Source organism: Vibrio mediterranei (assembly GCF_013364395.1).
Taxonomy (GTDB): domain Bacteria; phylum Pseudomonadota; class Gammaproteobacteria; order Enterobacterales; family Vibrionaceae; genus Vibrio; species Vibrio mediterranei.
On the sequence record NZ_JABXGK010000008.1, the window covers coordinates 698,120 to 724,356 of the forward strand.

At 43.2% G+C, this 26,237-nt stretch carries 23 protein-coding genes; 7 read left to right on the forward strand and 16 right to left on the reverse strand.

Annotation, left to right across the window (positions count from 1 at the left end; translation table 11 throughout):
• Window positions 1-27 precede the first annotated feature (27 nt).
• The 5 genes from ptsP to HOP38_RS20185 all read right to left on the reverse strand — a co-directional run bounded on the left by ptsP (window position 28) and on the right by HOP38_RS20185 (window position 7,119).
• The gene (gene ptsP, locus HOP38_RS20165; protein ID WP_198558810.1) at window positions 28-2,523 is read right to left on the reverse strand and encodes a phosphoenolpyruvate--protein phosphotransferase; all 2,496 of its coding nucleotides are present in this window, start codon (window positions 2,521-2,523) and stop codon (window positions 28-30) included.
• The gene (locus tag HOP38_RS20170) at window positions 2,516-5,137 is read right to left on the reverse strand and encodes a glycoside hydrolase family 38 N-terminal domain-containing protein (RefSeq protein WP_198558811.1); all 2,622 of its coding nucleotides are present in this window, start codon (window positions 5,135-5,137) and stop codon (window positions 2,516-2,518) included. The genes ptsP and HOP38_RS20170 overlap by 8 nt, the downstream gene beginning before the upstream one ends.
• A gap of 96 nt (window positions 5,138-5,233) precedes the next feature.
• Window positions 5,234-6,346: a PTS fructose transporter subunit IIC gene (locus tag HOP38_RS20175; RefSeq protein ID WP_006070455.1), complete on the reverse strand. Its 1,113-nt coding sequence runs from the start codon at window positions 6,344-6,346 to the stop codon at window positions 5,234-5,236.
• Window positions 6,347-6,348: 2 nt separating this feature from the next.
• The gene (locus tag HOP38_RS20180) at window positions 6,349-6,654 is read right to left on the reverse strand and encodes a PTS fructose transporter subunit IIB (RefSeq protein ID WP_031494346.1); all 306 of its coding nucleotides are present in this window, start codon (window positions 6,652-6,654) and stop codon (window positions 6,349-6,351) included.
• A gap of 15 nt (window positions 6,655-6,669) precedes the next feature.
• The gene (locus tag HOP38_RS20185) at window positions 6,670-7,119 is read right to left on the reverse strand and encodes a hypothetical protein (RefSeq protein WP_124941959.1); all 450 of its coding nucleotides are present in this window, start codon (window positions 7,117-7,119) and stop codon (window positions 6,670-6,672) included.
• A gap of 292 nt (window positions 7,120-7,411) precedes the next feature.
• On the opposite strand from HOP38_RS20185, the gene HOP38_RS20190 reads away from it, so the two are divergent.
• Both HOP38_RS20190 and HOP38_RS20195 read left to right on the forward strand, forming a co-directional pair.
• Window positions 7,412-7,561, forward strand: a complete 150-nt coding sequence (locus HOP38_RS20190; RefSeq protein ID WP_006070452.1) for a hypothetical protein — start codon at window positions 7,412-7,414, stop codon at window positions 7,559-7,561.
• On the forward strand, window positions 7,562-8,059 hold the full coding sequence (locus HOP38_RS20195; protein ID WP_124941960.1) for a hypothetical protein: 498 nt from the start codon (window positions 7,562-7,564) through the stop codon (window positions 8,057-8,059).
• Between the two features lie 64 nt (window positions 8,060-8,123).
• Here HOP38_RS20195 and HOP38_RS20200 read toward each other — a convergent pair whose 3' ends face one another.
• Window positions 8,124-9,293 (reverse strand): MFS transporter, encoded by a 1,170-nt coding sequence (locus HOP38_RS20200; RefSeq protein ID WP_006070450.1) that lies wholly within the window; start codon window positions 9,291-9,293, stop codon window positions 8,124-8,126.
• Window positions 9,294-9,707: 414 nt separating this feature from the next.
• Between HOP38_RS20200 and HOP38_RS20205 the strand changes: the two genes are divergently transcribed.
• Both HOP38_RS20205 and HOP38_RS20210 read left to right on the forward strand, forming a co-directional pair.
• Window positions 9,708-11,207, forward strand: coding sequence for a DUF1800 domain-containing protein (locus HOP38_RS20205; protein WP_198558812.1), 1,500 nt, complete (start codon window positions 9,708-9,710; stop codon window positions 11,205-11,207).
• A 6-nt stretch (window positions 11,208-11,213) separates the two neighbouring features.
• A complete protein-coding gene (locus tag HOP38_RS20210; protein ID WP_198558813.1) occupies window positions 11,214-12,980 on the forward strand; it encodes a DUF1501 domain-containing protein in 1,767 nt (588 codons plus the stop codon).
• 63 nt (window positions 12,981-13,043) lie between these two features.
• Here HOP38_RS20210 and HOP38_RS20215 read toward each other — a convergent pair whose 3' ends face one another.
• The 4 genes from HOP38_RS20215 to HOP38_RS20230 form a co-directional block, all read right to left on the reverse strand.
• Window positions 13,044-13,397, reverse strand: coding sequence for an SMR family transporter (locus HOP38_RS20215; protein ID WP_006070447.1), 354 nt, complete (start codon window positions 13,395-13,397; stop codon window positions 13,044-13,046).
• A 165-nt stretch (window positions 13,398-13,562) separates the two neighbouring features.
• Window positions 13,563-14,072 carry a hypothetical protein gene (locus HOP38_RS20220; protein WP_198558814.1) on the reverse strand — a complete coding sequence of 170 codons (510 nt, stop codon included), beginning with the start codon at window positions 14,070-14,072 and terminating at the stop codon, window positions 13,563-13,565.
• A 231-nt stretch (window positions 14,073-14,303) separates the two neighbouring features.
• Entirely contained in the window at window positions 14,304-15,929 is a 1,626-nt protein-coding gene (locus HOP38_RS20225) for a peptide ABC transporter substrate-binding protein (protein WP_198558815.1), read from the reverse strand.
• Between the two features lie 376 nt (window positions 15,930-16,305).
• Entirely contained in the window at window positions 16,306-16,923 is a 618-nt protein-coding gene (locus HOP38_RS20230) for a TfoX/Sxy family DNA transformation protein (protein WP_081411538.1), read from the reverse strand.
• A 445-nt stretch (window positions 16,924-17,368) separates the two neighbouring features.
• Here HOP38_RS20230 and HOP38_RS20235 point away from each other — a divergent pair, with 445 nt between their 5' ends.
• Window positions 17,369-18,037, forward strand: a complete 669-nt coding sequence (locus tag HOP38_RS20235; RefSeq protein WP_198558816.1) for a hypothetical protein — start codon at window positions 17,369-17,371, stop codon at window positions 18,035-18,037.
• A gap of 117 nt (window positions 18,038-18,154) precedes the next feature.
• Entirely contained in the window at window positions 18,155-18,535 is a 381-nt protein-coding gene (locus HOP38_RS20240; RefSeq protein ID WP_031495514.1) for a nuclear transport factor 2 family protein, read from the forward strand.
• Between the two features lies 1 nt (window position 18,536).
• Here HOP38_RS20240 and HOP38_RS20245 read toward each other — a convergent pair whose 3' ends face one another.
• From HOP38_RS20245 to HOP38_RS20260, 4 genes are all read right to left on the reverse strand, one after another.
• Window positions 18,537-19,781, reverse strand: coding sequence for a quaternary amine ABC transporter ATP-binding protein (locus tag HOP38_RS20245; protein WP_062459154.1), 1,245 nt, complete (start codon window positions 19,779-19,781; stop codon window positions 18,537-18,539).
• Window positions 19,781-20,674, reverse strand: coding sequence for an ABC transporter permease (locus HOP38_RS20250; RefSeq protein WP_006070440.1), 894 nt, complete (start codon window positions 20,672-20,674; stop codon window positions 19,781-19,783). Before HOP38_RS20250 ends, HOP38_RS20245 begins: the two co-directional genes overlap by 1 nt.
• Before the next feature lie 167 nt (window positions 20,675-20,841).
• The gene (locus HOP38_RS20255; RefSeq protein ID WP_006070439.1) at window positions 20,842-21,852 is read right to left on the reverse strand and encodes an ABC transporter substrate-binding protein; all 1,011 of its coding nucleotides are present in this window, start codon (window positions 21,850-21,852) and stop codon (window positions 20,842-20,844) included.
• A 91-nt stretch (window positions 21,853-21,943) separates the two neighbouring features.
• Complete coding sequence (locus HOP38_RS20260) at window positions 21,944-22,825, reverse strand: DMT family transporter (RefSeq protein ID WP_006070438.1); 882 nt, start codon at window positions 22,823-22,825, stop codon at window positions 21,944-21,946.
• Between the two features lie 93 nt (window positions 22,826-22,918).
• Here HOP38_RS20260 and HOP38_RS20265 point away from each other — a divergent pair, with 93 nt between their 5' ends.
• Window positions 22,919-23,800 (forward strand): LysR substrate-binding domain-containing protein, encoded by an 882-nt coding sequence (locus tag HOP38_RS20265; protein ID WP_006070437.1) that lies wholly within the window; start codon window positions 22,919-22,921, stop codon window positions 23,798-23,800.
• 47 nt (window positions 23,801-23,847) lie between these two features.
• Here the strand turns inward: HOP38_RS20265 and HOP38_RS20270 are convergent, their stop codons facing one another.
• Together HOP38_RS20270 and HOP38_RS20275 are read right to left on the reverse strand one after the other, a co-directional pair.
• Window positions 23,848-24,744 carry a hypothetical protein gene (locus tag HOP38_RS20270; RefSeq protein ID WP_171389440.1) on the reverse strand — a complete coding sequence of 299 codons (897 nt, stop codon included), beginning with the start codon at window positions 24,742-24,744 and terminating at the stop codon, window positions 23,848-23,850.
• Window positions 24,745-24,909: 165 nt separating this feature from the next.
• Complete coding sequence (locus HOP38_RS20275) at window positions 24,910-26,109, reverse strand: porin (RefSeq protein ID WP_198558817.1); 1,200 nt, start codon at window positions 26,107-26,109, stop codon at window positions 24,910-24,912.
• Window positions 26,110-26,237: the final 128 nt, after the last annotated feature.

Here is a 26,237-nt window from a genome sequence, read left to right on the forward strand (position 1 = left end):
TTATCAGCAATCAGATAAGAACAAGCTTTAGGCGTTGATTGCGTTATTCAAAATGTCGATGACTTGCTTCCGTTCATGAGCTTGCTGCAAAGAGGTACGGAAGTCTTCATGCATGAGTTTGCGTGCGATTTTAGAGAAAATCTTCATATGTGAATCCTTACCCTCTTCAGTGACAGTAAGCATGATAATAATATCAACATCGACATCCTCGCCCCAAGAGATAGGGTTGTCTAAGGTGAGAACGGAGACGCTGTTATGAGAGACACTGGAAGATTTACAATGAGGAATCGCTACTGAAAATCCTAGTGCGGTTGAAAACACGGCTTCTCTGTCCCAAATCGCTTTTTCAACCTCATTTGCACAACCTGTGCGTTCGTTAATCTCTAAGTTATCGCAAAGTAGCTTTATGGCTTCTTCTTTCGAACTAATAGATTGTTGAGTAAATACGAGCGCTTCATCGAGAGTTTCTTTACCGTCACTGCTGTTGTAAAACGCTGCGACACGCGCTTTCACTTGCTTGCTATTCGTTAAGGTAAGTACTTCATTAACTAAAGCTTCACACTCGTTTACGTTAAGTCGAGTTAAGGCACGTTTGCTTGTGGCAATTTTCGAGGCTGCCATAGAAAACTGTGTGAGCCCACAACCCAATAACAAGGGTTGCGCGATAGGGTCAGCAGCGAACTCGCCACACAGACTAACCTCTAACTTGGCCACTTTTGCCGAACCAATCAGCTGCTTTAGAAATGCGATAAAGGCTGGGTTGAAGTGGTCGTATAGGTCAGCGATGGTTTTGTTTCCTCGGTCACACGCAAAGAAGTATTGTGCTAGGTCGTTACTACCAATAGAAATGAAATCGATGAACTCAGATGCTTGGTCGAAGATGTAAGCAATGGATGGAACCTCAGCCATTGCACCAAGACGGATATTGCCTAACTCATGCCCTTCATTGGCAAGTTCGATAGCCAGTTCGTCAATGAGTTCTCTGCACCAAATGATTTCGTTAAGGTTAGAAATCATAGGCACCATGATAGACACTTCACCAAAACAACTGGCTCTAAGTAATGCACGAAGCTGAGAGCGTATAATGGCGTCATATTGAGGGTACATTCTGACAGCACGATAACCTAAGAAAGGGTTGTCTTCTGCTGGAAAACCCATATAAGCACAAGGTTTGTCACCGCCTATATCTAGAGTTCGAATAACCACCTTGTTACCTTGGTTATGTTTCACAACATTTGAATAATGTTGGAATTGCTCCTCCTCTGAAGGTGGAGTGGTACGCTCGCAGAACAGCATCTCAGTTCGATATAGCCCAATACCATCTGCACCAGACGAATAGATACCCTCAGCTTCTTCGCTTGAGACGATATTGGCGAGAACGTTAACCTTTTCTTTATCGAGTGTCGTTACTTTAAGATCCTTAAACTCTGCGGTTTGAGCCGAAAGTGCGTTGAGTTTTTTGCGCTCTAGTTGATAGAACGCATCACAAGCCACGTTACTCTCTAAAATCAATGCGCCATTAATGGCATCAACAACGAGCCGTTGGCCTTGGATAATCTGCTGAGTGAGGTTTTCTATTCCGACCAAAACAGGAATATTAAAAGAGCGTGCCAAGATTATAGTGTGAGAAGTGCTGCCTCCTTCACCCATCACAATACCTTGAATTAGTGCTTTTGGAAGAGCAAGAAGCTGACTTGGGGTGAGTAGCGTGTCTGAGACCAAAATAGTTGGTGCTGTGATCGTCGGCATTTGACTCAGATCTTCATCGCGAACGATATTAGCAAGTTGAAGAGCGATATCTTTGATATCGAGCGCTCGTTCTTTCAAATAGTCACTAGCGCTATTTTCTAGTGGCGCACATAACTTGTCGCATGCATTTGCGATCGCATCAAGAGTGTTTAACGCATTATTTTGCATCATTAGAGCACGACCTAGCTCTTCATCTTGGGCAATTTTCAAATGTGCTTCGAGTATCTCTTTATATTCGCCTTCAGAGCTAGCTTGCTTCTTCAAAAGGTTTAGTTGTAACGCTTTCAAAGCACTCTGTAATTCACTCTCGATACAAGATGACGTCTGGCTTGGTAATGCAGCGGCCATTTTTCTAAGGTCAGTTTGTTGCCAGAGAGTAGCACTAGCCTCACCCAAACCGACTGAAGCAACGGTACCTCGTACATAACGAGGTGCTGCACGCATTAAACCCACAGGAAGTGGTTGTTCGCTTAATTGGACATTCTGTGTGTCTATCGCATTGTCGATATGGCTGAGTTCAGTATCAACAAATGCTTGAAAAAAGATAAGTGCCTCGTTGGCGTCTGAGCCAGTAAAAATAAACTGGCAATGATCGCCTTCCAAGATATCGGCACTAATCATAGACAAGACACTTTTCGCATTAGCAGTTTTATCTTTTGAGCTGTTGACTAAGAGAATGTCACAGTTGAATCGAATTGCTCGTAGCTCAATTTCTTTGGCAGGTCGCGCATGTAAACCATTTGGTAGTGGGCAGATAAAATTAAGATTAGTCATTGTCGTTTCTCATAGTGCTTTTGGTTGCAAGGCTTATTGTTACTGGTCGGCATGGTGGTATGTCTGCCGTTTGTTCTACTGGGCTATGTTCGTCTAGTTGAACATTTTGGTGTGAGTAAAGAGTTTTAATATCGCCAAATTTGCACGAAGATAAAGTAGGGTTGAAAGCACGTAAAATAATCTGTTCGGAGTGCTCAGATTTCTTTAATGTGCTGAAGTGCAGAGAATTGTTCCATTCGACTAGGCTTTGTGATTCTGGGACGACAAGCGTTGTAGGGTTGAGTCTGAATCTTGCCCAGTCAGTGCCGACATGGCTGATGACGGGTGTATTGATACACTCAACGGTTTGCCAGTACTCAGTTTCCTTTTCACTACAGAAAGGAACCAGAGAAAGAGAGAACTGATGACGGCCTTGAATTTGAGAGTCAGGAGCAGGAAGGACCATACCAGAGGCACGACCTGGTCGATAAGTGAGATTTGCTTGTCCAAGCCAACCAACGCTACGTAGTAGAGTAATAGCAATAGAGTTAGGTGTGTCTTGATGAAACTCGTACTCGCGTAAGCCTTTCGTGACAACACCTAACCCTCGCGACGCATTACGATGTAGCACCATTGATTGCATCGGATAGTTAGCAACAGGTGCTTCAGTCCACGATTCTTGTTGCCAGATATCAAGCTCACCCGGTACGTTCTCTCGAGTGACCAAGCCAAATGGTTGGTCTGCCACATGTTGTGAGCACTCTATGCCAGTAGGGAAGTTGATTTGTAAGCGGTGGTCCAAAACGCAGTTATCTAAGTCAACGTCTACATCAATGGCAGGACGGTCATTACGTAGAGTGATTTTGAGAGAAATAGGAAGTCGAGTTGAAGCGACGTGTTGCTTTCTTTCATCAAGGTTTTTAGGAAGCACCATGGAGAAACTTAATGTCATGGTTGACGTTAATACGCCTGTTTCTACAAACACGGTGTGTTCGGCGCTCTTACTGCTAATTATCCAATCATTGAGGAGTGGAGAAAAATTGTAGTTGTCACCTTCGTCAGAACCATCACAGATTTCGAACAGGTTCGGGTATCGAGCGCCATTCCTATGGTCGACAAGATGCAGTGTACCGTTAGTTTGGTATTCAAGCGTGAACCATTGGTTACTGATTACTGATTCTTTGCGGCGGATTGTGTCAGAGTTAGTTGCACTTAGCTTATCTTCTTGAAGGTAAATCGTTGTATAACCACATGCAGGGATATCTTTAACACTCACCATCATGGAGATCTTTCTATACCAAGTTGTTGTTGTGTTATTCGAGAGTTCCTGAATGATCGTCGACATATCTTGTTGTGATTCGTCAATGATTTGATATTGCAGTTCGTTACCTTGCTGATCGACGATGTTAAATTGGTCAGACGGGGTGTAGATGGTAACTTCAACTAAACTGTCACGTTTTTTCGGAATACTATTGAAGACTACGATTTTCGTGCCATCGACAGAGGCTTGAATACCTTGCGTTAACTTTCTGAAGTTGAGTTCTAACAATTGCTCAGCGGTTTCGATGCCTGACAAAAGACGATTAAGAACCATTGCATTTACACGGTCTGAGTTGCAACCACCGATACTATCGTGTGCATGACTTTTCATGGCTTCACGCCAGATCTGATTAACGGCATTTTGTGGGTAAGGCAGTCCATTTGTGTAGTTTAATGCCAGCAAAGGCTCCAAATAACGACTGACTAGGGTTTCTAACTTTTCGTTCGCGAGCTTAATATCCATTCGTGTCGAGAAAATGCCACGATGAATTCTCATATACTTAGGATCGAGCATTTCACCTTTGAAGCAATTTAGAGTGGGAGCCGATGTAGCAAGTGCATCGAAATAGTCATCGAAAGAACTGTTCACAAAGTGAAATTCATCTTGGGTTTGGTTGGCATGATCAAGAAGGCTAACTACCTGAAACTCAAAAGGTGATTGGTCATTGCCATTCGGAAGCATGACGTGCTCACTCGCTGCAAACTGGCATTGCTTTCGTGCATTGGAAGTAATAGCTTCGGTAAAACTCATAGGGTCAGTAGGTAACCATTTTGAACACCCATAACCCCATGGAAAGACTGCTGTTGTTATCTTACTCCCGTCTTGGCTCTGCCATTGAAATTCTGTATTGGCGACGAGTCGTTCAGACCAACCACGCCATAAAACTGCTCTATCAATATTGAATTGATTTAACAGCATTGGTAGTTGTTCTGTTTGCCCAAAGGAATCAGGAACATAGCCGATTTTCATCGCTTGACCATATTTCTCACAGTCGCTCATCCCAAGCAGTAGGTTACGAGTAATTGACTCAGCACTGACGGTGAGAAAGTCCGTTTGAGTATACCAAGGGCCAATCAATATTCTCTGGTTTTTGATAAGATTTTCTAATCGTTGCTTGTGTTCTGGTGCAACTTGTAAATAGTCGTCTAATACAACGGTTTGAGCATCTAATACAAAAGGTCCGATATTATTATTTTGTTCCAAATTAGACATTAAATCGTCCATGAAATAATAAAGTAATGCTTTTGAATCGTTCTCAGTAAAATACCATTCGCGATCCCAGTGGGTATGCTGAATTAAGTGAATAGTTTTCATAAGGCGTGATTAACCCCAGAGCATGGGCTCTAATAGTTTTATAATGAAGGTATATGTCAGGGCTAGGTGACTAGCCCTGAACTAAGAAGAATTTGTTTAACGGGAAACGGTAAACTTAGGTGCGTTTTCCGTTTTGTCCTGCTTTGTCGTTTGTTCTCCGTTGAAAACTAACAGGGAACCTACAGCAATGATGGCAGAGCCCGTTGCAATTGCTAAGACGTAAACAAACCAGCTTTCAACAGCAAGCCAGCCGTAGAATCCTGAGATTGGCGCTTTGTTTACAGCACCTAACCCTACAGCCATAGCGGCACCAACCGCGGAGCCCAAAACGTTTACTGCAATGATCTTTGGATTAGCCAGTGCAAAGGGAATAGCGCCCTCTGACACACCGATTAGCCCCATCAGTGTTGAGGCTTTGCCTGCTTCTTGAAGTGATGCGGGAAAGCGAGATTTCCAGATTAACGTCGCAACACCAATGCCAATTGGCGGAATAATAATAGCGACTTGGGCTGCTGTATTTGGATCATAAATGCCAGACGCTAATAGAGCCATAGCAGTAGTTACTGCCGCTTTATTGATCGGACCGCCAAGGTCAAAGCCAACCATGCCACCGACTACCGCCGCAAGAACGATTTTGTTGCCGTCAGACATAGAGAGTAGCCATGTTTCTAGACCTCTATTCAATGCCGCCATTGGGTCGCCGATTACGTAAGACATTAGTGCGCAAACGAGCAGAGTACCGCCAACAGGAATAATAAAGATTGGTCCGGCGGAGGCTAGTGACTTTGGTAGCTTAATTTTGGTTGCTAGATACTTGACGATATAACCTGCGAGAAGGCCTGCTGCAAGCGCCCCCAGGAAACCAGTACCGATTTTACCGGCAAGCAATCCACCAATCATGCCTGGGGCTATCGCCGGCTTGTTAGCGATAGCAAACGCGATGTATCCCGCAACAACAGGTAACATTAGCGATAATGCCATACCACCGAAGCCGTCAAAATCGTGGAACAGTCTGACTAGTTGATGTACCGACTCGGCGTGACTGCCATCCCAAATGTTATCGACACCATAAAACGAGGCACCGATACGAGCAATTCCCATCAGTACCGCGCCGGCAATGATGAAAGGGAGCATATATGACACACCGGTCATGATGGCATTCTTAATTTCAGTACCTACTGATTTTTGTCCTGCATTGAACTGGCTCATAATTACACCTCCGCTGTTAACGCCTCAAACAAAGCAGAGCCGTGCTTAATTGGATCTGCTACTTTGCATTCAATTTTAGGAAGTGAAGCGAAACGCTCAACACCATTTATTGCCACATCAGCTGCGATAATAGCAGCGTCAGCTCGCGCAATATCTTCAGGAGTAATTTCGTTTTCAGCTCCCATACTACCTTGAGTCTCGACTTTTATTTCGAGTCCCAATTCCTTGGCTTTAACTTCAAGCGCTTCAGCGGCCATATAGGTATGAGCTACGCCAGTAGGGCAAGCGGCAACGCACACGATGAACATAATGTAATCCTCTTTTTATTGTAAAAAAAAACACACAACTGCGATAACGCTAGTTGTGTGTTTTTTGATGTTTCTATCAACTAATGTAAGAAAAGCGTAGGCTTTCTCAAGTACAGAGTACTGACATGCTTTTAAAATCTCTGTAAATCCTACAATGGCAATAAAGCTCAATACAAGACGTAGTAAGCGAGCGTGTTGCACCGCGTACTTGTATTCATGGTTGAATCGAGTCGTTGCCATTGGAAGAGAAATCGCTCTAAATGGAGGAATGAGTTCGGCGCTCTTAGTCCATAAATTAGAGTATTGCTCTGCAAGATTGAGCTCGTCTGTTGCGAGTTCTGATTGAGATGCGTTCGTCAGTTTATCTACGGAATCAATAGATTGTGGTATGAAAAACAAACAAAAAGAACGAAGTGCAAGCAATAACAGCTTGATGCACTCCGTAACTTTTAGTTTAAATTTCATTGTTGGTTTCATTTTATCTATCCAATTCCATATTGATGCTTATATTATATTTGAATTCCAAGTATATCCGTGATTGAGATCTCAAATACAATTTAGCTTTAAATAATTATTCCACTCTCAATTAAAAAATAAATTTTCAATGATTTATGGATTAGTTTAAGTAATGTATTTCGTTTGGGAGGATGATAGCGTTGAGCCCATTAGTCGATAAGACTTTAGTCTTGTTTCCTTGAAGAGTTGGGGTATAGCGACTAATTTTGAACATATCTAGATACTGCATAAGGAAATGCATATGGATATTGTCGTGATGCTTACCAGTGGCCAGTTTGGCGTGTTAGAGGACTGCGAAAGCCTTGAGTTAGAAGGTGAGATGGTGGAGTGTTGGGTCGAGGCTGAGGAGAGCTTCGAGTATCGGTCTGGACAAGTAGAAAGAGTGCTCTAGATGAAAAAGTGGATACTACCCGTGATTTTGGGGTTGCTGGTGGCTTATGATTGGTCTTTTTCAAGGGATGCGTTGGACAGCGAAGACTTTGTCGCCTCCTTTGATAAGCAATCCCCCGATGAAAATGACGTGAAATATCATTTGGATACTTTGACGGCTAACAAAAGCCAGTTAGATGCGGCATTAACCTACTACTATCTAGCCATTTTAGTTACTGAAAAAGATACTGAAATGAAAAAAGACCGTATTGCGTTAGCTAAACAGCTGGATGAAAAGCGACAGGACGTTATTGATAGTTATCGCTTTTCAGAAAAAAATGTCGCTACGTATGATCAGGTTCTTAAGTACGTTGCCGATAGTATTACTTCCGACGAAAAGCGATATAACCGTTGGTACCAGATTCAATTGGCGGGGCAGGGCGATGTAAACCAACGTCTTGTTAAAGTCAATGACATGCACGCTAGCTACTCTCATTGCCAACTTGGTACCTATTGTTAAGTACGAATAAGGCCGTCATTGACGGCCTTATATGGTTTTGTGTGTCAAAACATGGTTACTTGAGCTATTTCTTAACGACTAAATTGAGGACAAACAACAGCGCGATAGGAAATAGTGAGGCAATCAACATCCACGCCCAGCCTTGAGTATAGAGGACGAATCCCGCTCCTAATGAACCCGCCGCTTGAAATCCAGTGATAGAGAAATCGTTTACAGCTTGCACTTTGAATCGCTCACTAGGCTTGTATGTTTGAGGTAATAATGTTGTCCCTCCGATAAATAAGAAGTTCCAACCCACACCAAGTGCTACTAATGCCCACCAATAATGGTGTACGGAATGTCCTAGTAGAGCGATGACAATACAAGCAAGGAATATAATGCAACCTAAGGATATCAACTTGTAGAGACCGATGCGCTTAATGATCAGCGGAGTGATTAATGAGGGTAAGTACATTGCCATGACATGACTCTGAATGACCCATTTTGCGCTTTGGATATCATGTCCATGACCTGACATCGCAAGTGGTGTCGCAGTCATTAAGAAAGCCATAACTGCATAAGCGGTAAGCCCAGCACCGATAGCGAGCCAAAGTAGGGGTTGTTTAAATAGAAGTGAAAGGGTGCGCGCTTCACCTACCTCGTTATTGCTATCGTGAATCTCTAGAGGTTTCATTGCGATAGCCAGAATGAGAGCACCAACGATCTCTAGAGTCCCTAGTGCCGCATATGCCCGAGCGTAATCAGACTCAAACATTGGGATAAACTGGCCCAAATTGAGCAGTTCAGGACCAACCCATGCTGCTGCAATACCTCCGACTAAAACTAAACTTATAACACTGGCATGTTGGGAAGGGTTTGCACAACTCTCTATTGCTGCGAATCGATATTGACCGACGTAGGCTAATTGAGTGCCAAGAATAAAAGTGCTCAGTGAGAATCCCCAGAAACTGCCATTATCGATGTTCCAAGCTGCAAAGAAAGCCGCGACGCTACTTACTAGCGCAGCGATAACGAAAGCGCGTTTTCGACCGATTTTTCTTTGGATACGAGCAGCGGGAAAGATATTAAGTGATACGCCTAAAATCAAAGCAGTGACCGGAAAAGTAGCGAGGGTCGGGTCACTATGAAGACTGGTACCGACAATGCCTCCCAAAAATACGTTTAAAGCGCCTACAGAGAGGACAAAAGGTTGGACTGTGGCAAGTAACCAAGCATTCCATGGCAGAGTTCTCATGATATTTCTTACTAGTAGCACATTAGTTTAGTCTCTATGGTGCAGGAACTGGCTAGAAAAGCAATCTGTAATTTGTTTAAAAATCGGCTATTTGCTCACCTTATAAAATTCTTCAATGAAAATTGGAATATTCAATCTAAATTATCGAGGATTGATAATCATCTAAAAAATACTTTTGTTTTTCATTAGTTATTCTGAACTATTTGTTATTAAAGTAATTATTCTTATTTTATTATGTTGTTTGAAGCCTAATTGTTGTGGTTAATATAATCTCTCTATAAGTGTTTGTATTGATTTTTATATATTCAACTTTGCTTAGGAAGGGTTATTTTAAATCTGCATTTTGTGTTTGAAATATATTTTGTGGGTACTAGTTTTATAAATGCGAGCTAGGGAATAATATAAGGAATAACTATGGATGGTTTATCATATAAACAGGCATCTAAATTTCTTGATGCAGCGACGATGGGAATTAAGAAAGGCGATGTTGAAGCGTTATTAGTTAGTGATGATAGAAACGGCTGGATCGACCAACAGATTAACCTCAGTTACACAAATCATGTTTCACAAACGTTAATCCAGCAGCAACAGCGTGGTCAAACAACTCTCACTCAGGAAATGAGAGTCTGCGCTTGGTTTGATCTTGCTTTGCAAGATGAGGCTCAGTTACGTCAACGAGTTGCCTTCGCACTCAGTCAAATACTGGTTGTGGGCGACCGTGATGCGCAGTTGGCACCGTATCCATTAGAGTTGGCCAATTACTATGACATTCTGACAACCTACGCTTTTAGCGACTACAAAACGCTGCTTTACCATGTCACACGCTCACCCATCATGGGTCATTACTTGACGATGGTGGGTAACCTTCCCAAGTCTCAAACTGGAGTGAATCCAGATCAAAACTATGCACGAGAAATCATGCAGTTGTTTACGATAGGTCTAAATAAACTTAATCCAGACGGAACACTTTACTTAGATTTGGAAGGTAACCCCGAAGCTAATTATGACGATGCCGATGTAGAAGATATGGCAAGAATATTTACTGGTTGGTTTATGTCTAATAGCAGCATGAATGCTCCTATGGAAGCAAACAATTCTTACCACGATATGGAATCAAAAAAGGTGTTGGGAGAGAGCTTTCCGGCTGGCGTTGGAGCGGAACAAGAACTCGATCACGTGCTGGATGTGTTAGTCAAACACCCTAATACCGCCCCGAATATTTCTACCTTGTTGATTAAGCGATTTGTCACCTCTAACCCGACTCCTGCCTATGTGGGGCGAGTCTCATACGTGTTTAAACAAACGGATGGAGACCTAGCAGCAGTGATTAAAGCAGTATTACTTGATGACGAAGTAAATGCAGAAGGAAGTCTATTTCGCGCGAAACTTCGTGAGCCCATATTGGCCATGACCTACCTGTATCGTGCTCTGGATAGCAAACCGGGGGCAGGCGCAACTATCACACCAAACGCCATGCTATATCAAGATACTTTTGGTCAATATCCATTGGGTTCACCTTCGGTCTTTAATTTCTACGCTCCGGATTACCTACCAATGGGCGGTCTTGGCGAGCAAGGGCTAACTGCTCCTGAGCTTGAGATCATTGATTGGAACCAAACCGTAAAAATGAGCAATATTGCTTGGAAACTGGTTACCGATAATGGTTATAAAACTAGCTCAAATAGTTCTGGAGAACTCTATCCGGATGTGTCGGATTTTGTATCGGCATCTGGAGACTACTCACAGCTTATAAACTTAATTGCAAATCGATTCTTTGGAGGAGAAGTTCCTGCAGATTTAGCGCCTCGATTTGAAGGTTTATGGAATGCGAAAAGCAATAATAATAAACCTTACTCAGTATCAGCCATGCTTTATTTTGCATTTATCTCTCCCAACTTTATGGTTCAGGAGTAAAGTACTATGAAATTAACAAGACGTAATTTTATTAAAAGCACTCTTTATAGTTCTGCAGCAACTTCTATTCCATTGACGTTATCATTGCCGTCGAGCGCTTTAGCAAATGAAGGAGGTGATTATAAAGCCCTAGTTTGTTTATTTCTCTATGGTGGCAATGATTCTTTTAATATGCTTGTTCCAAAAGATGGAGCAAATTTAAATAATTATAGAGATTCCCGGCCAGATATTCAGTTATGGGATCATGAGGTGTCGAAAATTGGTCATATTATGGACGATAATCAGCAATCCTTAGCCCTCAATGCTGCTATGCCCAAAATATCCAGTTTGTTCGAGGCCAAAGTGGCGACAAGTATCGTTAATGTTGGTTCATTAATTGAACCAACAACCAAGGAAAACTATAACAGTGTCAAACGTTCTCCCAATTTGGGGGCGCATAATAAGCAGCAACTGGCATGGCAGCGAAGTTGGGAGACAAGTCAATATCATCCTTACGGTTGGGCTGGCATGATGATGGACCTACTAGCGACAGGGGCTGAATCTATTTCACCTAATCTGTCTTTTAGTGGTAACGAGCTAATGAATGGTTCAGGAGTGCAAGATCTTAGAGTGAGTTCATCGGGAATTCGTGCAATGTCCTCTTTGTCGGTAAACTCAGTAAACAATAACATTACCAAACTACTTGCAGACAACAATGCATCGGAATTTGGTAAAGCATACTTGCAGAGCTTCCAAGACATCTTAGATTTTCAAGATACATTGGGAGATTTGCTCGACCAATACCCAGAAGATCCAAACATTCCTTCCAGCTACCTTGGATCTCAGTTGAAAATGGTTAAAAGACTTATCCAATCGAGTGGCGGCCTTAATCAAGCACGTCAGGTATTTTTTGTTTCGCTAGGTGGGTTCGATAATCACAGCAACCAGCGTGGCAAGCATGATGGTTTGCTGACCACGATTGACGATGCTGTTTCCGCATTTTATGCCTCCCTTGAGGCTGATGGATTGCAAGATAGCGTAGTAACTTTCACTATGTCTGATTTCGGTAGAACCATTCAAAATAACAGTAATCGAGGTACAGATCATGGATGGGGAAGTAACCAATTAGTTATAGGTGGTAGTGTAAAAGGCGGCAAAGCTTATGGTCGCTATCCAGAGTTTGTTAAGGATGGTCCAGACGCAATAGGTAACAAGTTCATACCTACCACAGCGTCGGAACAATATGCTGCGACATTATGTCGATGGTTTGGATTATCGGAATCCGGAGTTGACTATATCTTCCCAACTTTGTCGCCAGATAAGGAAAATCACTTCCCAAGCCGTTACTTAGGTTTTTTAGGACAGGATTTAACGGAAAGCGAAAATCTAGCAATCGCCGGTGTCGCGGCTTCTGTGACTCGGGTAGATCATACACCAGAGATGGCTATTGATGGTGACCCTACGACGAAATGGACGGCGAAAGGCGAAGGGATTCATTTTGATATTACATTGTCACAGATATCTAGCCTTGATGTGCTGCGTTTTTCACAAGCTAAGGGCGATGTAAGGCAGTACTTTATGGATATATCGGTAAGTAGCGATGGCGTGCAGTTCACTAAACTCATGAGTTACCAAACGCCGGGAGATACAACTGGCTATGTGGACGTAGAGCTTGGTGGTCAACAGGCCCGTACCCTAAGAATTACTTGTAACGGCAATAATGACCCTGTGAACAGCAAGCTGGTCAAATGGAACAACTTCCAAGAAATTGAAGTATGGGGTAAGCCTGCATAGGTTATTACAAATAACGGAGGGCCCGAATCAGGGCCCCTAGTGAAATCGTTGATGAGGTTGAGATCAGTGACCTACGGTTTTCGAAAGCAAGTTGACGACAAGAACGCCAGATAGAATAAGCCCGATTCCGACAATTGCCGCTAGGTCCAATTTCTGTCCGTAAGCAAAATATCCTACCGTCGCTACTAAGACAATGCCTGCACCGCTCCAGATCGCATAAACCACACCAACCGGCATACTTTTAACGGTGACAGATAACAAAAAGAAAGCCACGGCGTAGCCGATACCAACCACTAGGCTAGGAGCCAGCTTGGTAAATTGTTCTGTCTTAGGAATAAACGAAGTTGCGATCACTTCAGTCACAATGGCTATTGAAAGTGCAATAGCTGGAGGCAGAGAAACAAGAGTTTGAAACATACTGCATTACCACCAAACAAGTGAATACGAAACCGCTCGTATTCTGATGGGCGAGAGTATAAATAATTTCAAAAACTTTGGTAGTGTTGGTTGGGTAAATAATTATTACACCAAAGAGATAATAAATAAGTGAGCGCGGCCGTCACAGACCGCTCCCACGTAGTCTTATGCCTGCTGAGCTAAGAGTGCCTTTTTCTCAAGAAATTTAGCAATCGCAGTAACACCAGCAATGTACATAGCGCCACCAAGAAGAGCCACTGCCATCCAAGAGAAGCCATGCTCAACAACGTGGTCTTTGTGAAGAATACACATCACCACATAAGCGAACGTAATATAGCTAAATGCAAAGTGCGCGATTGGCCCCATACCAATAGTAATCAGAACAACACCAGCAACGTAAATGTAAAACGCGTTCTCACCGCCAACTATAGGTGCTAGTGCTCCCAAGGTTGCGGGGATTAGCATTCCCATAGCGATACCTACAATACCTGCTGCGAAAATGTTCTTAAGTTTGCTTAGGTCAAATTTTGCTTCAAAGAAAAAGATAAGCGCAAGGAATGCAGGCCATTTATCGTGAATACCCAACTTCTGAAGAATAACCGTACCGGCTACGATCCAGATTGTTAGCATTAGCGTTTTTGTCATATGTGCTGAATTGAATACTTGATTCATCATTGGATTCTCTAAATAGGGTGTAGTGAAAGAGGTTGGCGCGGATTCTATAGAGCAGGAATGTTGAGGTCACTAGCGAAAAAAGGGTATCTATCTGAAACTAGGATAGTTTCGCATGGCAATTGGCAAAGCTATAAATTGATGCTCATTGTATAAACAATGAGCATCAATGCGATTAATGGTTTAAAAACAGTGATAGTGGTGCGCTATCAAAGAATGGGCTTAGGCGCTACTTTACTTTGGTTGAACAAAGTACATATCTTTAGCGTAAATATTGCCCTTCGGGTTATTAATAGGGAAGCCCTTCAGAGTATTTCGAACCAGTCGAGTATGCTTGTAATAGTAGAGTGGAATCATCGGTGCAGCCTCGGCTAATATGGTTTCTGCTTGGTTGAACAGTTGGTAGCGCTTGGCTTTATCTGCGGTCACGCTAGCACGTTGCATTAGCTCATCAAACTTCGCATCACAGAAGCCACTTTCGTTTTCAACGTGATTGCAAGTATAGGAAGCTAACACTGAGGATGGTTCCGCATAATCTCCAAATGACCATGAACGCGCTATCTCAAAATCTCCTAAAGATTTAGCTGAGACATAGGCTTTCCATTCCATGTTCTGCAGGTGAACTTTGACGCCAAGCGGCTTCCACATGGAGGCGAGGGTCAAGGCTATCTTTTTATGGTTTTCACTGGTGTTATAAGTCACTGTAAATTCGAGCGGTTTGTCTTTGTTATATCCAGCTTCTGCTAACAACTGTTTTGCCATTTCCAAACGCTGCTGCATGCTCTTATCGCTGTATGCCATATGTGGAGCATCGTAATTTGGAATGATAGATGGAACGGGCGTATAAGCAGCGACTTCTCCTTGACCAGTGATCTTCTCAACCAGTATGTTGCGGTCGATAGCAACGGTAAGGGCTTGTCGAACTTTGGCGTTATCGAACGGCGCTTTTTGGGTGTTGAAAGAGTAGATATACGAACCAAGTAGTGGCAACCCTTGGATTTGAGATGGATCCTCTTTAATCAAACGTTGATATTGCTCCAACTGAATTCGGTTGGTCATATCAATCTCACCTGATTGATAACGCACAAGTTCAGCATTTTGAGAAGCAAGACCAAGATAGGTCACGCCATTAATGACAGTGTGTTGGTCGTCCCAATATTGTGGATTACGCTCTACTTCAACATACTCATTAGGTACCCACTTAACCAACTTATAAGCACCATTGGTGACCATGTTCTCTGGACGAGTCCACTGGTTACCGAACTTTGTTACTACTGCTTCAGGAAGAGGAAAGAAGGTCTTCACACTCATCAAGCTTAAGAAATACGGTGTTGGTTTGGTTAAGGTTACTTCAAGAGCAGTGTCTGTAAGCGCTTTTACACCCAATTCAGAAGCTTTAACGTCTCCCGATAAGATAGCGCCAGCATTAGCGATGTTGGCGGTCTTGAAGTAGTGTCCAGTGTTGTTACCCGTACTAGGATCTACCGCGCGTTGCCAAGCAAAGACAAAGTCTTCTGCTGTTAGCGGTGAACCGTCAGACCATTTAAGATCTTCTTTTAGTTGGAAAGTCACTGTTAAACCGTCGTCGGAGACACTCCAAGACTTGGCTTGGCCTGGAATCATTCGCCCATTTTGGTCCTCGATAATTAATCCTTCGAACATATCGTTGGCAATAATGTCGCCCGGCATGCCCGAATTAACGAAGGTTGGGTCGATAGTACTAGGCTCGGCTCCATTTCCTCTAACAAGATATTGCTCATTTGCTAATACCGTCCCATCCGGAACATTGGCAGAGAGTGCATGAAAAGACGTCGCGATAAGTAAAGAGGCAATGGTGAGGGGGAGCGTTTTTTTGTTCATTGAGTACATCCTATACGTAAAACTTTGTCCGTAATAACTCCCATTTATAACTAAAATTGTCTCCTATTTAAACAACTTAACTACAATTAACCGCAATAAGTTTAATGATTTAATTTACAAATTAGTACAGTGGAGTGTGATTTGGGTCGGGTAGCCTACATATGACGGGGCTTGATCTACATTTCGAAACAATTGGTCATCTATTGAAGTGGGTTTGCAATCACTTGATAAGGTTATTCGCTATCGAACCACTGAAGCACGTGGTTTAATAACGGTATGTGCTTAGTTGTCCTGTCCACTTTCAATTAACACATGCATCCAACATAGACATTGTATTAATGTTTTGCCCTGCAGCCTTTGGCTGCAGGGCGTTTTTTTAATGAGTAAGATAGTCAGAGCCTGCTTGGCGAGAAAGTGTTTCTCGCAGTGTTTCAGGAAGGATACTCCAATGTATGCCTTCCAACGCACCAGCGATATAAAACAGTAAGTTGATTCCCGGCTGTTTATCGTGGCTACCACACACTGCTTTATAAGCATTCACAGGACCTTGCTCTCTTAATTCATCAATGGAGTGGATGCCCGCCTTACGTAACATTCGTTCCGTTTTATATTGCATATTAGGAAGGTCTTTGATGCGCGTGGGCGTTTCTTTACGCCTTTTTTCTTCCAAACCTACACTCCAAACTTCTTCGCAGAGCTTTGCAATTTGTTTATCGCAATGCTTTACAGCTTCAGGAATGGAATAGTAACTAGATAAGCTAGGGTAGTTGCGAGACGATGAGCGCCAATGAAACTCGTATGGCGTACACCCTAATTGCGAAAATTCGTCCTTAAACTTACTATTCGGTGCTCTAAGGTAGAGCTTGTTGCCCTTTATTAGTGCAAACATCACACCATTAGACAGAACGCCTTTCCCGCCAAATACAGAACGGATGCTTATCTCTTTAAGCTCAGTGTACGCCTGTATTGAGTCTACAAAGTTATCTAACATCATCTCTCTCCTTGAATGTGTTACGAATAGGGCAATTTGCGCTTTCGATAAGAAACTGTGATTACAATTGCATTAATTGTTCCAAATTCTTAGCCGTTGCAAATTTTGTGAGAGTGAGATTGGAGTTATGGTGCGGTTAGAAACGATTTTAACGCAGAGGTTCTTCACTGTTCATAAAACTGAAGTGTGACTTTGCTAAAACGTAAAGAGGCAAACCGTGAGCAGCGAACAAGTTAAGTTCTAGTTTTGATGCAAGATTGAGACAGATTAGTTTTCAGTCTATTTGCTACTTACTTGAATAATGAATCGCGGCTACATTCATTAGAGTACGTGTTCAGAACGTTAGTTGGTAAAGGCTTTACCGAGATGGCTTAAGTTTGTAGTAAAGGTAACTGTTTTAGGTTGTCGAATGCTTCAATGCAATTTCTGAATATCGTGAGGAATGGAAATGCTAGAGCCTTGTACCGTTCTAACATGGGCTGATAATCAATTGATAACGTCCGATACTTCGTGGGTTTTGACCCATCATCAGTACTACCCTCGTTGCGAACAACCCGTAACAACTAGGGCTCTTTGTGAGTTAGATATCTATCTTAAACGATACCAATACTTCACCGAACCTCGTGGTGTCGTTGACCCTAGATTTCCCATTTTAGCCTTTTCATATGGAGAAGGCAGAGAGGTTAATCATCTCATTGCCGAGCAAGTCATTACTATTATGCTCAGTCAGCCAAGGATTCAAGCTATCCTGCAATGGGAAATCTGCGACATTGTTTTAGACTCTCAGCCAAATTTTAAGTCGCGCGTTACTTCCATTCAGTTCGGGCATAACGAGACTTATATGACAACAAAAGAAGTCGCTTTGAAGGCTATTCAGTATACCCAAGTTCGCAAGGTGAATATTGTTGCTCAACTTTGGCATGCAAGCCGCTGTATTCGTCAGGCAGAAGAATGTGGTTGGCACTGTATTTCCTTGCGGGGTGTCGATGCTTTTGCTCCAACTGACCCACAGCCATGGGTTCGCCATCCGCTGTCTTGGTTGTTAAAAGAGAGTCGATATCGTTATACCGAGTCGCAGGAGGGCAATTTCGTCATTCAACCTAGGACGACGGTATAGCTGACGTTATACCATTCGCTTCTTCTCTGTCTTAGTTCTCAAAATTCACTTGGCTGTATATGCATACAGTTATTTCTACGTTAAATTATCACTAGTAACAACGTGGAAGGTAGATTTATGGAAAACGTTAAACAGATAGTTGAAGCGTATTGGCGTGCAATGGAAGGGAATGATTTCTATTATGCGAGTGAGTGTTTAGCAGAAAGTATTGAAGTTCATTGGCCTCAGTCGAATGAAAAAATCGTGGGAAGAGAGAACTTTGCTGCGGTAAACACTGAGTATCCCGCTAATGGGTTGTGGCAGTTTGATATTGTTTCTATTGTTGCAGAGGGTAATACGGTCGTTACCGATGTTAATGTCACTGATGGAAAGATCAAAGCAAAAGCTATTACTTTTCATACCGTGGAAAATGGAGAAATCGTCAAGCAAGTAGAATATTGGCCAGACGACTATCCGGCGGCAGAATGGCGCAAACGCTGGGTTTGCGCCATTAGTTAGGTTAGGCTGCGCCCTTTTTTGGCTCAGACGTCTCCTCTTCCGAGATTTCGTTTTCGCTGGTGTTATCACTTAGCACATCAGCAAGCGTTGACTTAGATAGGTGGCCTTGAAGGTCACCGTTGTCATCGACAACCGGAAGAGGGTGATCGTTATCCAGCGTTTCTGGAATCACTTCCTCCAACAAAGCATCGCTTTTCACCGCGGGAACATCATCCAACATCTCATCAGGAATTTCCTTATGGTAATCAGAGCGCTCAACTTGCTCCAACGCTTCTTGGGTAATGACTCCTTGGTATCCTTCATCAGTGACAACGTAACCATAATCGTGTTTTGAACGACGCATTTGTGTCAGTGCTTCACCAAGAGTTTCGGCAGTAATGCGCGAAATAGGAGGTTGCATCACTGTCTCTACGGTTAACGCACGCGCACGATTAACGTCTTTAACAAAGGCTTCAACATAGTCGTCTGCTGGGTTTAGCAGTATATCGACAGGTTTGTCTTGTTGAACAACCACGCCATCGCGAAGGATTGCGATGCGATCACCTAAGCGCAGTGCTTCATCCAAATCGTGAGTGATAAAGATAATGGTTTTGTGCAGTTTTTCCTGAAGTTCGATCAGCTGGTCCTGCATTTCGCTGCGGATTAACGGATCGAGTGCTGAGAATGCTTCATCCATTAAAAGGATATCGGCATCGGTACAAAGGGCGCGAGCAAGGCCAACACGTTGTTGTTGTCCTCCTGAAAGTTGGCTAGGGTATTGTTCTTCATAGCCTTCTAAGCCCACGGTCTTAATCCATTCTTTTGCCTTGGCTAAGCGATCTGTTTTGCTTAAGCCTTGAATCTGTAACCCATACGCTACGTTGTCGATGACTGACTTATGCGGAAGTAATCCAAAACGTTGAAATACCATCGACATCTTATGGCGGCGGAAATCTCGCAAGTCTTTATCGGATAGTTTCATCACGTCAGAACCATCAACGATAATCTCACCTTCAGAAGGGTCGATAAGGCGGTTAAAGTGACGAATCAATGTGGATTTACCCGAGCCGGAAAGCCCCATGACGACGAAAATTTCGCCAGGGTAGACATCAAGGTTGATATCTTGAAGTCCAAGAGTATGGCCAGTACGTGCTAGTAGCTCATCTTTGGTCTCACCGTCCTTGACGGCTTGCAAGTATGACTTATCTTTAGGACCAAAGATCTTATAGAGGTTTTTAATTTGAATAATTGGCTGAGGTTGAGTCATTATTCTCTTCCTCCTAAGTGAGCTTGGGTACGCTTAGCGTAGCTTTGAGAAACGCGGTCGAAGATGATAGCAAGTGCCACGATCGCTAGACCATTTAAAAGACCTAAAGTGAAGTATTGGTTGGTAATGGACTTAAGCACAGGTTGACCCAATCCTTTCACCCCAATCATAGAGGCGATAACCACCATGGCGAGCGCCATCATAATGGTTTGGTTGATACCAGCCATAATATTTGGCATTGCCAATGGAACTTGCACGCCAAACAGACGCTGCATCGGACTTGCGCCGTACGCAGTAGCAGCTTCAAGAACTTCTTTGTCTACTAAGCGAATACCGAGATCTGTCAGTCGAATCACTGGCGGAATGGCATAAATGACGACGGCAATAACGCCCGGAATTTTACCAATGCCAAGCAGCATGACCACGGGTATCAAATAAACAAACGCTGGCATGGTTTGCATAATATCGAGTATCGGAGTGATCACGGCTCGTGCTTTCTTAGACTGAGCCATAATTATACCGGTAGGTATTCCGAGCGCGATGGCGACAAAGGTGGAGACAAGAATAATACTCATGGTTCGCATGGTATTGTCCCACATTCCGAAGAAGCCGATTAGAAAGAATGCAATACCAACAGAAGCACTAAGCTTCCATGAGCGGCTGGCTAAGTAGGCTAGGCCGACCAAAATACCGAGGATGAGCCACCAAGGGCTAGAAAGAAGCAGCTTTTCAAACCAGATTAAAAAACTCAAGAGAGGGTCAAAGATGGATTCGATGGCGTCGCCATATTCGCGAGAGAAGTCGCGATATGCGCCGTCGAGGGTTTTACGAATATCGAGTAGTTGTTTTCTATCGAGCTGAGGTATTTCACTCAACCAACTGGCATTAGACATCTGTTACTCCTTGATTACTTCTGCCATTTAAGAAGATCCCTAACTTAGGGATCTTCTTTTAGTGTGATTGACGCCAACCAATGCCATCATGGCGAGTATTGGATCAATCTCTGACTCTAATTTGCCTCTAAATCCGAAGAGGCAATCCTTCTAGAGCTTTATCTCTTTTACAGTGAATCAACCGCTTTTTGTACTTTTGCGGCTACGTCAGGTGACAGCCATGCTGCCCACGTATCTTTGTATTCCTTCATAAAGTGCTCAACGGCATATTCACCATCTGCTTGCTCGTCTTCCATCCAAGCAAGTAGGCCATTCATTTGAGCATTGGTGAATTCACGCTGCTTGAAATACGCCATCGCTTCTGGAGACTTCTTCGCAAAGCTATCGGTAACAACCGTCTCAACAGCTGAAGGTGGGTACATCGTAGGTTTAGGATCAAGACATTCTTCTTGGGTAATACAGTCTTTAAACATGGTCTCGTCGACACCGCTGCCAAAGTCTACTTTGACCATTTTGTATTTACCAAGAACCGCAGTCGGTGCCCAGTAATAACCAAACCACGCTTCTTCACGTTCATAGGCTTTCGCAATCGAGCCGGAAAGACCTGCACCTGAACCTGGGTCGACTAGTTCAAATCCCGCTTGTTCCATACCTAGTGCATTAAATAAGTTACCAGCAGAAATTTGGCAGTTCCAACCTGCTGGGCAAGTATAAAATGCGGATTTACTTGGGTCTTCTGGATGAGTGAATTTCTTCGCGTTGGCAAGTACGCCTTCGATCGTTGCGAGAGTAGGATCTTGTTTAACCATGTATTCAGGAACCCAGAAGCCTTCTTCACCGCCATCGGTAAGCGTGGTTCCGGCGTATTGAATCTGGCCTTCCTTAACACCGAGATCTAAGGCTTCACGCATTGAGTTACTCCAGAACTCAGGTGCGATATCAGGTTGTCCTTTTGAAATCATCGATGCGCCTGTTGGCATGGTATCGCCGGGAACAAGCTCTGCATCACAGTCGAAACCGTGTTCCAGAATAAATTTATCGATGTTGGCGATGAGTGTGGCTGAATTCCAGTTCATGTCAGCGATAGTGACAGTACCACACTCGTTTGCAGAGGCTGTTTGAAGACTTGATGTAGCTAAAAGAGATGAGAACAATAACGTCCTAGTTAAGTGTTTCATAGTGATTTTCCATTTCAGAGTTCGCTATTAAGTATATGAAATGGAAAAAATATTACAAATTGCATTCACAAACTGTTCACATTGCTGTGACCTAGCTTTCAACAATCGCGGTCTCTTTATGCATTCGTTTGCGTTTCTTCTCATGTTTGGTTAACCAGACAATAGGAACGACGATCATCAAGGTACCAATTGCCATAAAGATATCGGGAACTTCACCGAACCACAGTAAGCCCACTGCCACTGCGCCAATCAAACCGCTGTATTCTGCGCTGGCAATTTTGTTGCTATCTACAGAACGATAGGTTAACACGCACGTCGCCGCATAAATCAAAATAAAGGTGCTTGATGCGGCGGCCACAGGAAACGAACTCCAATCCCAAGATTGACCTTCCATGTATGCCAAACATAACGAGACTGGCATTCCAACAAGGTTAGTGATGAGTAACGTGTGCACGACCGATTGCTGTTTAGGCAGTTTGCGAATTAGTAGATTGTTTACCGCAATAGTAAGGGCAACCACCAAGGCCGATAAGGCGGCAAAATCGACTTGGTCAGGTCTGATAATGACTAACACACCAGCAAAACCCATAATCGCTGCCGCGATGGTTTGGCGCGAGAGTTTCTCACCAAAAAACAGGCCAGCCAAAGGTAACATCATCAGCGGTGCTGCGTAGAAAATAGCATTGGCTGTTGCCAATGGCATTGATGAAATGGCGTAAACCATGAATATGGCGCCAAACAACCACACGTGTGCTCGCAGAGCATGCCACTTCAAACCTTCAGTGATGTTTTTTGGTTTACTAAATAGGAAAAAAGGCAACAAGATCAGAACCGCTGACAACTGACGGAAGAAGACGAACTGAAAAACAGCGACGTCATTACCCACACTTTTAATCAGTGCGTCTGACAAAATAGCAATTTGATTACCAAACACGAGCAAAAGCATCGCTACGCCGACGGTCATTGGTTTCATGTTTATCCTCCTCTTCCTCTTTACGAGAGCATACGAGATGACCTAGGATGAAGTGAAATGATAAATATTCACTTAGTATGAGTTATTTAGATAATGAAACTTCCTCCGTTACGTGCCGTCCATTGTTTTGAATCTGTAGCAAGAAACCTCAGCTTTTCACTTGCCGCTGAAGAGCTCAATGTGACCCAAAGTGCCATCAGTCATCAGATTCGTTTATTGGAAGAGTATTTAGGCGAAGTGCTGTTTATTAGACAAGGGAGAAAGCTGTCACTTTCTCAAATTGGCGAAAGCTATTTGGAAGAGATTAGCCCTGCCGTTGCGTCTATTGCGAAGGCCAGCCAGAGAATTCGGGAAGGGGAGCGTGGCACGATCCGTTTAGCGCTATACAGTTCGTTAGCCGTAAAGTGGTTGATTCCAAGGTTGTCTGATTTTAAGCGCCTATATCCTGAAATCGAGCTGACACTAAACATGGTAGCGGAAGATCCTGAGTTATCAGATAACATAGGTGATTGCTTTATTACTGTAGAGAAACCTAGAAGGAATTTTGTTGCCGAGTCTTTATACAACGAAGTTCTCTACCCAGTTTGTAGCCATAAAATCTGGAAGGAGATAGATGGAAAAAACCTTCCTGAGGCGCTGTGGAACTATCCCATTTTGTCGACGGATTCTGTATTTAGAGAAAGAGGTAAAGACTGGCTAAAATGGTGTCAAGCAGGCGGTATTACCATGCCAAAAGACCTTGATATGCAGCACTTTAGCCATATGTTGTTGGCCGTAGAAGCGGCGAAGTATGACCAAGGAATTACGTTCGCTAATGGTTACATGATGACTGAGCGAGACTTACAAGATTTGGTCGTGATCCCATCACATGGATTAGAAACGGGCGATAATTTCTATTTCGTTTACAAGAAGAGTCGTGCCCGACAGCCAGAAATTAAGAAGCTGGCAAGTTGGCTACAACAGCAGTGTGGTTAGCGTTCTCCCTAATTCGGTTAGGAAGAACGCTTAGTGTAGTTAACATATTAGGCTGGTTCGTTCACTTGCTTGGTGGCAAGAAGTAGCTCATTGACTTTATTGATAGAGAAGGCTTTATCGACAGCTAAAGTAAACTCGCATAATCCTACTTTAATAATGAGCGAGTTTAGCTCAGGGAAGTGAGGATGAGGTTCTAGCGATACGTTTTCAATCAAGCCTATTCGAATAAAGGTGTGACCAAATTTATAGTTGGCATCTTTAACATCGATGATGTGTTTACCTTGGTTAGCGATAATCAAATCAACGCCATCGGTCATAATCATTGAGCGTAACAGTTTGTATTGCACGAAATTATGGTAAAGATCCATTATGCTCGTGCGTTTCCTCTCTGTGAGCATCATTTCGCTTTGGTAAGCCAGGATGTGCAGTGGTTCTAATAGCTTTTCGGTGCCGCAATAGAAACTGTAGGTTACTTTGTCCAACAAACTCGCGTCATTTAGTTCTGTAGAAATAGGATAACTGGTTCTAGGAGAGACAATTTCACGCAATAGCTTAATCACATGGCTGGCAACATCTTGAGATACGAGATTGTATTTGATGATCATCTCGCCTTGAATCGATTGAAGGCCAATGTAGTTGTCGAGCAAATCACCGCCATGAGTGAGGAACAACACATCGGTGTACCACATTTTCTCGGCTTGAATCCGCTCACCATCAATCTTCAAATGCATGATGAAATCTTGTTGAATGATGACAACTTCGGGATAAAGCAACATGCCTGGCTTCATATTTCTACGTTCTTGATGCACAGGAATCTTAAAGCTGTATACCGCGTCTTCAAAGAAATGCTGCTGTTCTGAGAACTGGGGTGGAATGTCTTCTTGCGATTTTATTTCGATCAACCAGGGGCCAAACTGGTCATACTCTTTCTTTAGATCGTACATACCTACCTTCCTTGTTGTCTATTATTTGCTCAATATAACTCTATGTAAAATAATAGCAGGTTGTTGTGATCTTACTCGAAAGACCACCAATAAATGATGGTGGTTCGAATTGTGTTACGTTGTGGAGCAGAGGTTAAGCTGCTCCACTTTGTTTATCCCTCGTTTTTAAAATAACACTGCCGCGCCTAAGAAGAAATGATTGGATGAACCCCGATAGTCGGTCGGTTGATTCGTATTCCAATTTAACGTGTCGTTGAGTGTGACATCGTCTCTGTAACCCTCAACATAGATTTCTCCCCACGGAACAGGAGCCCAAGCTGCACCTAAATTAATCATCGCCACTTTAGTGTTGGTCTTGTTAGCCAAGTCATCTTTATCTAACGCCCATTCATAACTGCCATAGAGACGGATATTTTCGGTGACATATAGGTTTGCACCAAGACCAACATTATCCGTGGTGCCTTTGAACACCGGATTGGTTGCGCCATCTTCAGACATAAATCGTTCGTAGCGTCCAGAGACAGAGAGTAATCCCTCAGCAAAATAATGTTCAAAAGCAATGGCATACTGCTTAATGGTTGCATCCGTTGCGGTCAGGCTGGCACTTGGGTCCGGGATACCAAGTAAGTCGATAAACTCGCCATTAATATGATTGGCTTGGTTATATGCTGCCGCTAGGTAAGTACCGAAGTCAAAAGTATAGGTTGCAGCGACACCAAAGCCATTATCTATGGTGATAGTAGGGCGCGTCTCAACAGGCGCATATACGGAGCCAAAGTTAAGGCCATTACCAAACGAGATTTGGTCCTCATTACGACTGGCTTGATATTGCAGTCCAACATAGTAATTCTCTGACTCTTTTGACCACACAACAGTATTCTTGGTTCGTCTGCTACCCAGCTCATCAGACTGCATCATATTTAAGCCACCAGCCCAATATGCGTAATAGCCCTTGTCTGTTTTCATGTAAGGGCTTTCTTGGCGACCAATAGTTACTTGTCCGTAAATATCATGGCCGAAGCCAACATAGGTTTGGCGCTGCTGTAATGCAATGTCCGATGTATCTGATTGAGTACCAAAGTTAACGTCCCATTCCAGTTTTACGAGGGCTTTAAAGTGCCCATGGGTGTGCGAGATATCGAAGCCAAAATATGAGCCAGGATCTTCTACGTGGATAACATCGCTATTGTAGTTGTAGCCATTGGCGTTACCCATGGCGGTAGCTGAGTTGTAATCATAACGGCTAAGCTGCGCGGCTATCGCCCCGTAAATTGATAGTTCGGTACCTTCATCGTTGTAAAGCTCTATTGCATTGGAAGAAAAAGTTGCCAAAAGTGCTAGGAAAATAGGGTTCAGTTTAGTCATGTTTCTTAAGCTTATAATTAGGTTGCAAAAGTCTCTGCCTACGTTTTAAACGCTAGCATGTCATAGTATTTAATTATCTTTTCTAAATTTGTTATGTTTGAATTTGTTATGTTTTTGTTTGCGTTGTT

Coding starts and splice junctions, on each gene's coding strand:
- HOP38_RS20260 (WP_006070438.1), bottom strand. CDS start 22,825: ATGAAACCAATGACCGTCGGCGTAGCGATGCTTTTGCTCGTGTTTGGT.
- HOP38_RS20275 (WP_198558817.1), bottom strand. CDS start 26,109: ATGACTAAACTGAACCCTATTTTCCTAGCACTTTTGGCAACTTTTTCT.
- HOP38_RS20180 (WP_031494346.1), bottom strand. CDS start 6,654: ATGTTCATCGTGTGCGTTGCCGCTTGCCCTACTGGCGTAGCTCATACC.
- HOP38_RS20255 (WP_006070439.1), bottom strand. CDS start 21,852: ATGAAACACTTAACTAGGACGTTATTGTTCTCATCTCTTTTAGCTACA.
- HOP38_RS20175 (WP_006070455.1), bottom strand. CDS start 6,346: ATGAGCCAGTTCAATGCAGGACAAAAATCAGTAGGTACTGAAATTAAG.
- HOP38_RS20190 (WP_006070452.1), top strand. CDS start 7,412: ATGGATATTGTCGTGATGCTTACCAGTGGCCAGTTTGGCGTGTTAGAG.
- HOP38_RS20240 (WP_031495514.1), top strand. CDS start 18,155: ATGGAAAACGTTAAACAGATAGTTGAAGCGTATTGGCGTGCAATGGAA.
- HOP38_RS20195 (WP_124941960.1), top strand. CDS start 7,562: ATGAAAAAGTGGATACTACCCGTGATTTTGGGGTTGCTGGTGGCTTAT.
- HOP38_RS20220 (WP_198558814.1), bottom strand. CDS start 14,072: ATGATGAATCAAGTATTCAATTCAGCACATATGACAAAAACGCTAATG.
- HOP38_RS20185 (WP_124941959.1), bottom strand. CDS start 7,119: ATGAAATTTAAACTAAAAGTTACGGAGTGCATCAAGCTGTTATTGCTT.
- ptsP (WP_198558810.1), bottom strand. CDS start 2,523: ATGACTAATCTTAATTTTATCTGCCCACTACCAAATGGTTTACATGCG.
- HOP38_RS20265 (WP_006070437.1), top strand. CDS start 22,919: ATGAAACTTCCTCCGTTACGTGCCGTCCATTGTTTTGAATCTGTAGCA.
- HOP38_RS20235 (WP_198558816.1), top strand. CDS start 17,369: ATGCTAGAGCCTTGTACCGTTCTAACATGGGCTGATAATCAATTGATA.
- HOP38_RS20230 (WP_081411538.1), bottom strand. CDS start 16,923: ATGATGTTAGATAACTTTGTAGACTCAATACAGGCGTACACTGAGCTT.
- HOP38_RS20210 (WP_198558813.1), top strand. CDS start 11,214: ATGAAATTAACAAGACGTAATTTTATTAAAAGCACTCTTTATAGTTCT.
- HOP38_RS20215 (WP_006070447.1), bottom strand. CDS start 13,397: ATGTTTCAAACTCTTGTTTCTCTGCCTCCAGCTATTGCACTTTCAATA.
- HOP38_RS20170 (WP_198558811.1), bottom strand. CDS start 5,137: ATGAAAACTATTCACTTAATTCAGCATACCCACTGGGATCGCGAATGG.
- HOP38_RS20250 (WP_006070440.1), bottom strand. CDS start 20,674: ATGTCTAATGCCAGTTGGTTGAGTGAAATACCTCAGCTCGATAGAAAA.
- HOP38_RS20225 (WP_198558815.1), bottom strand. CDS start 15,929: ATGAACAAAAAAACGCTCCCCCTCACCATTGCCTCTTTACTTATCGCG.
- HOP38_RS20245 (WP_062459154.1), bottom strand. CDS start 19,781: ATGACTCAACCTCAGCCAATTATTCAAATTAAAAACCTCTATAAGATC.
- HOP38_RS20200 (WP_006070450.1), bottom strand. CDS start 9,293: ATGAGAACTCTGCCATGGAATGCTTGGTTACTTGCCACAGTCCAACCT.
- HOP38_RS20205 (WP_198558812.1), top strand. CDS start 9,708: ATGGATGGTTTATCATATAAACAGGCATCTAAATTTCTTGATGCAGCG.
- HOP38_RS20270 (WP_171389440.1), bottom strand. CDS start 24,744: ATGTACGATCTAAAGAAAGAGTATGACCAGTTTGGCCCCTGGTTGATC.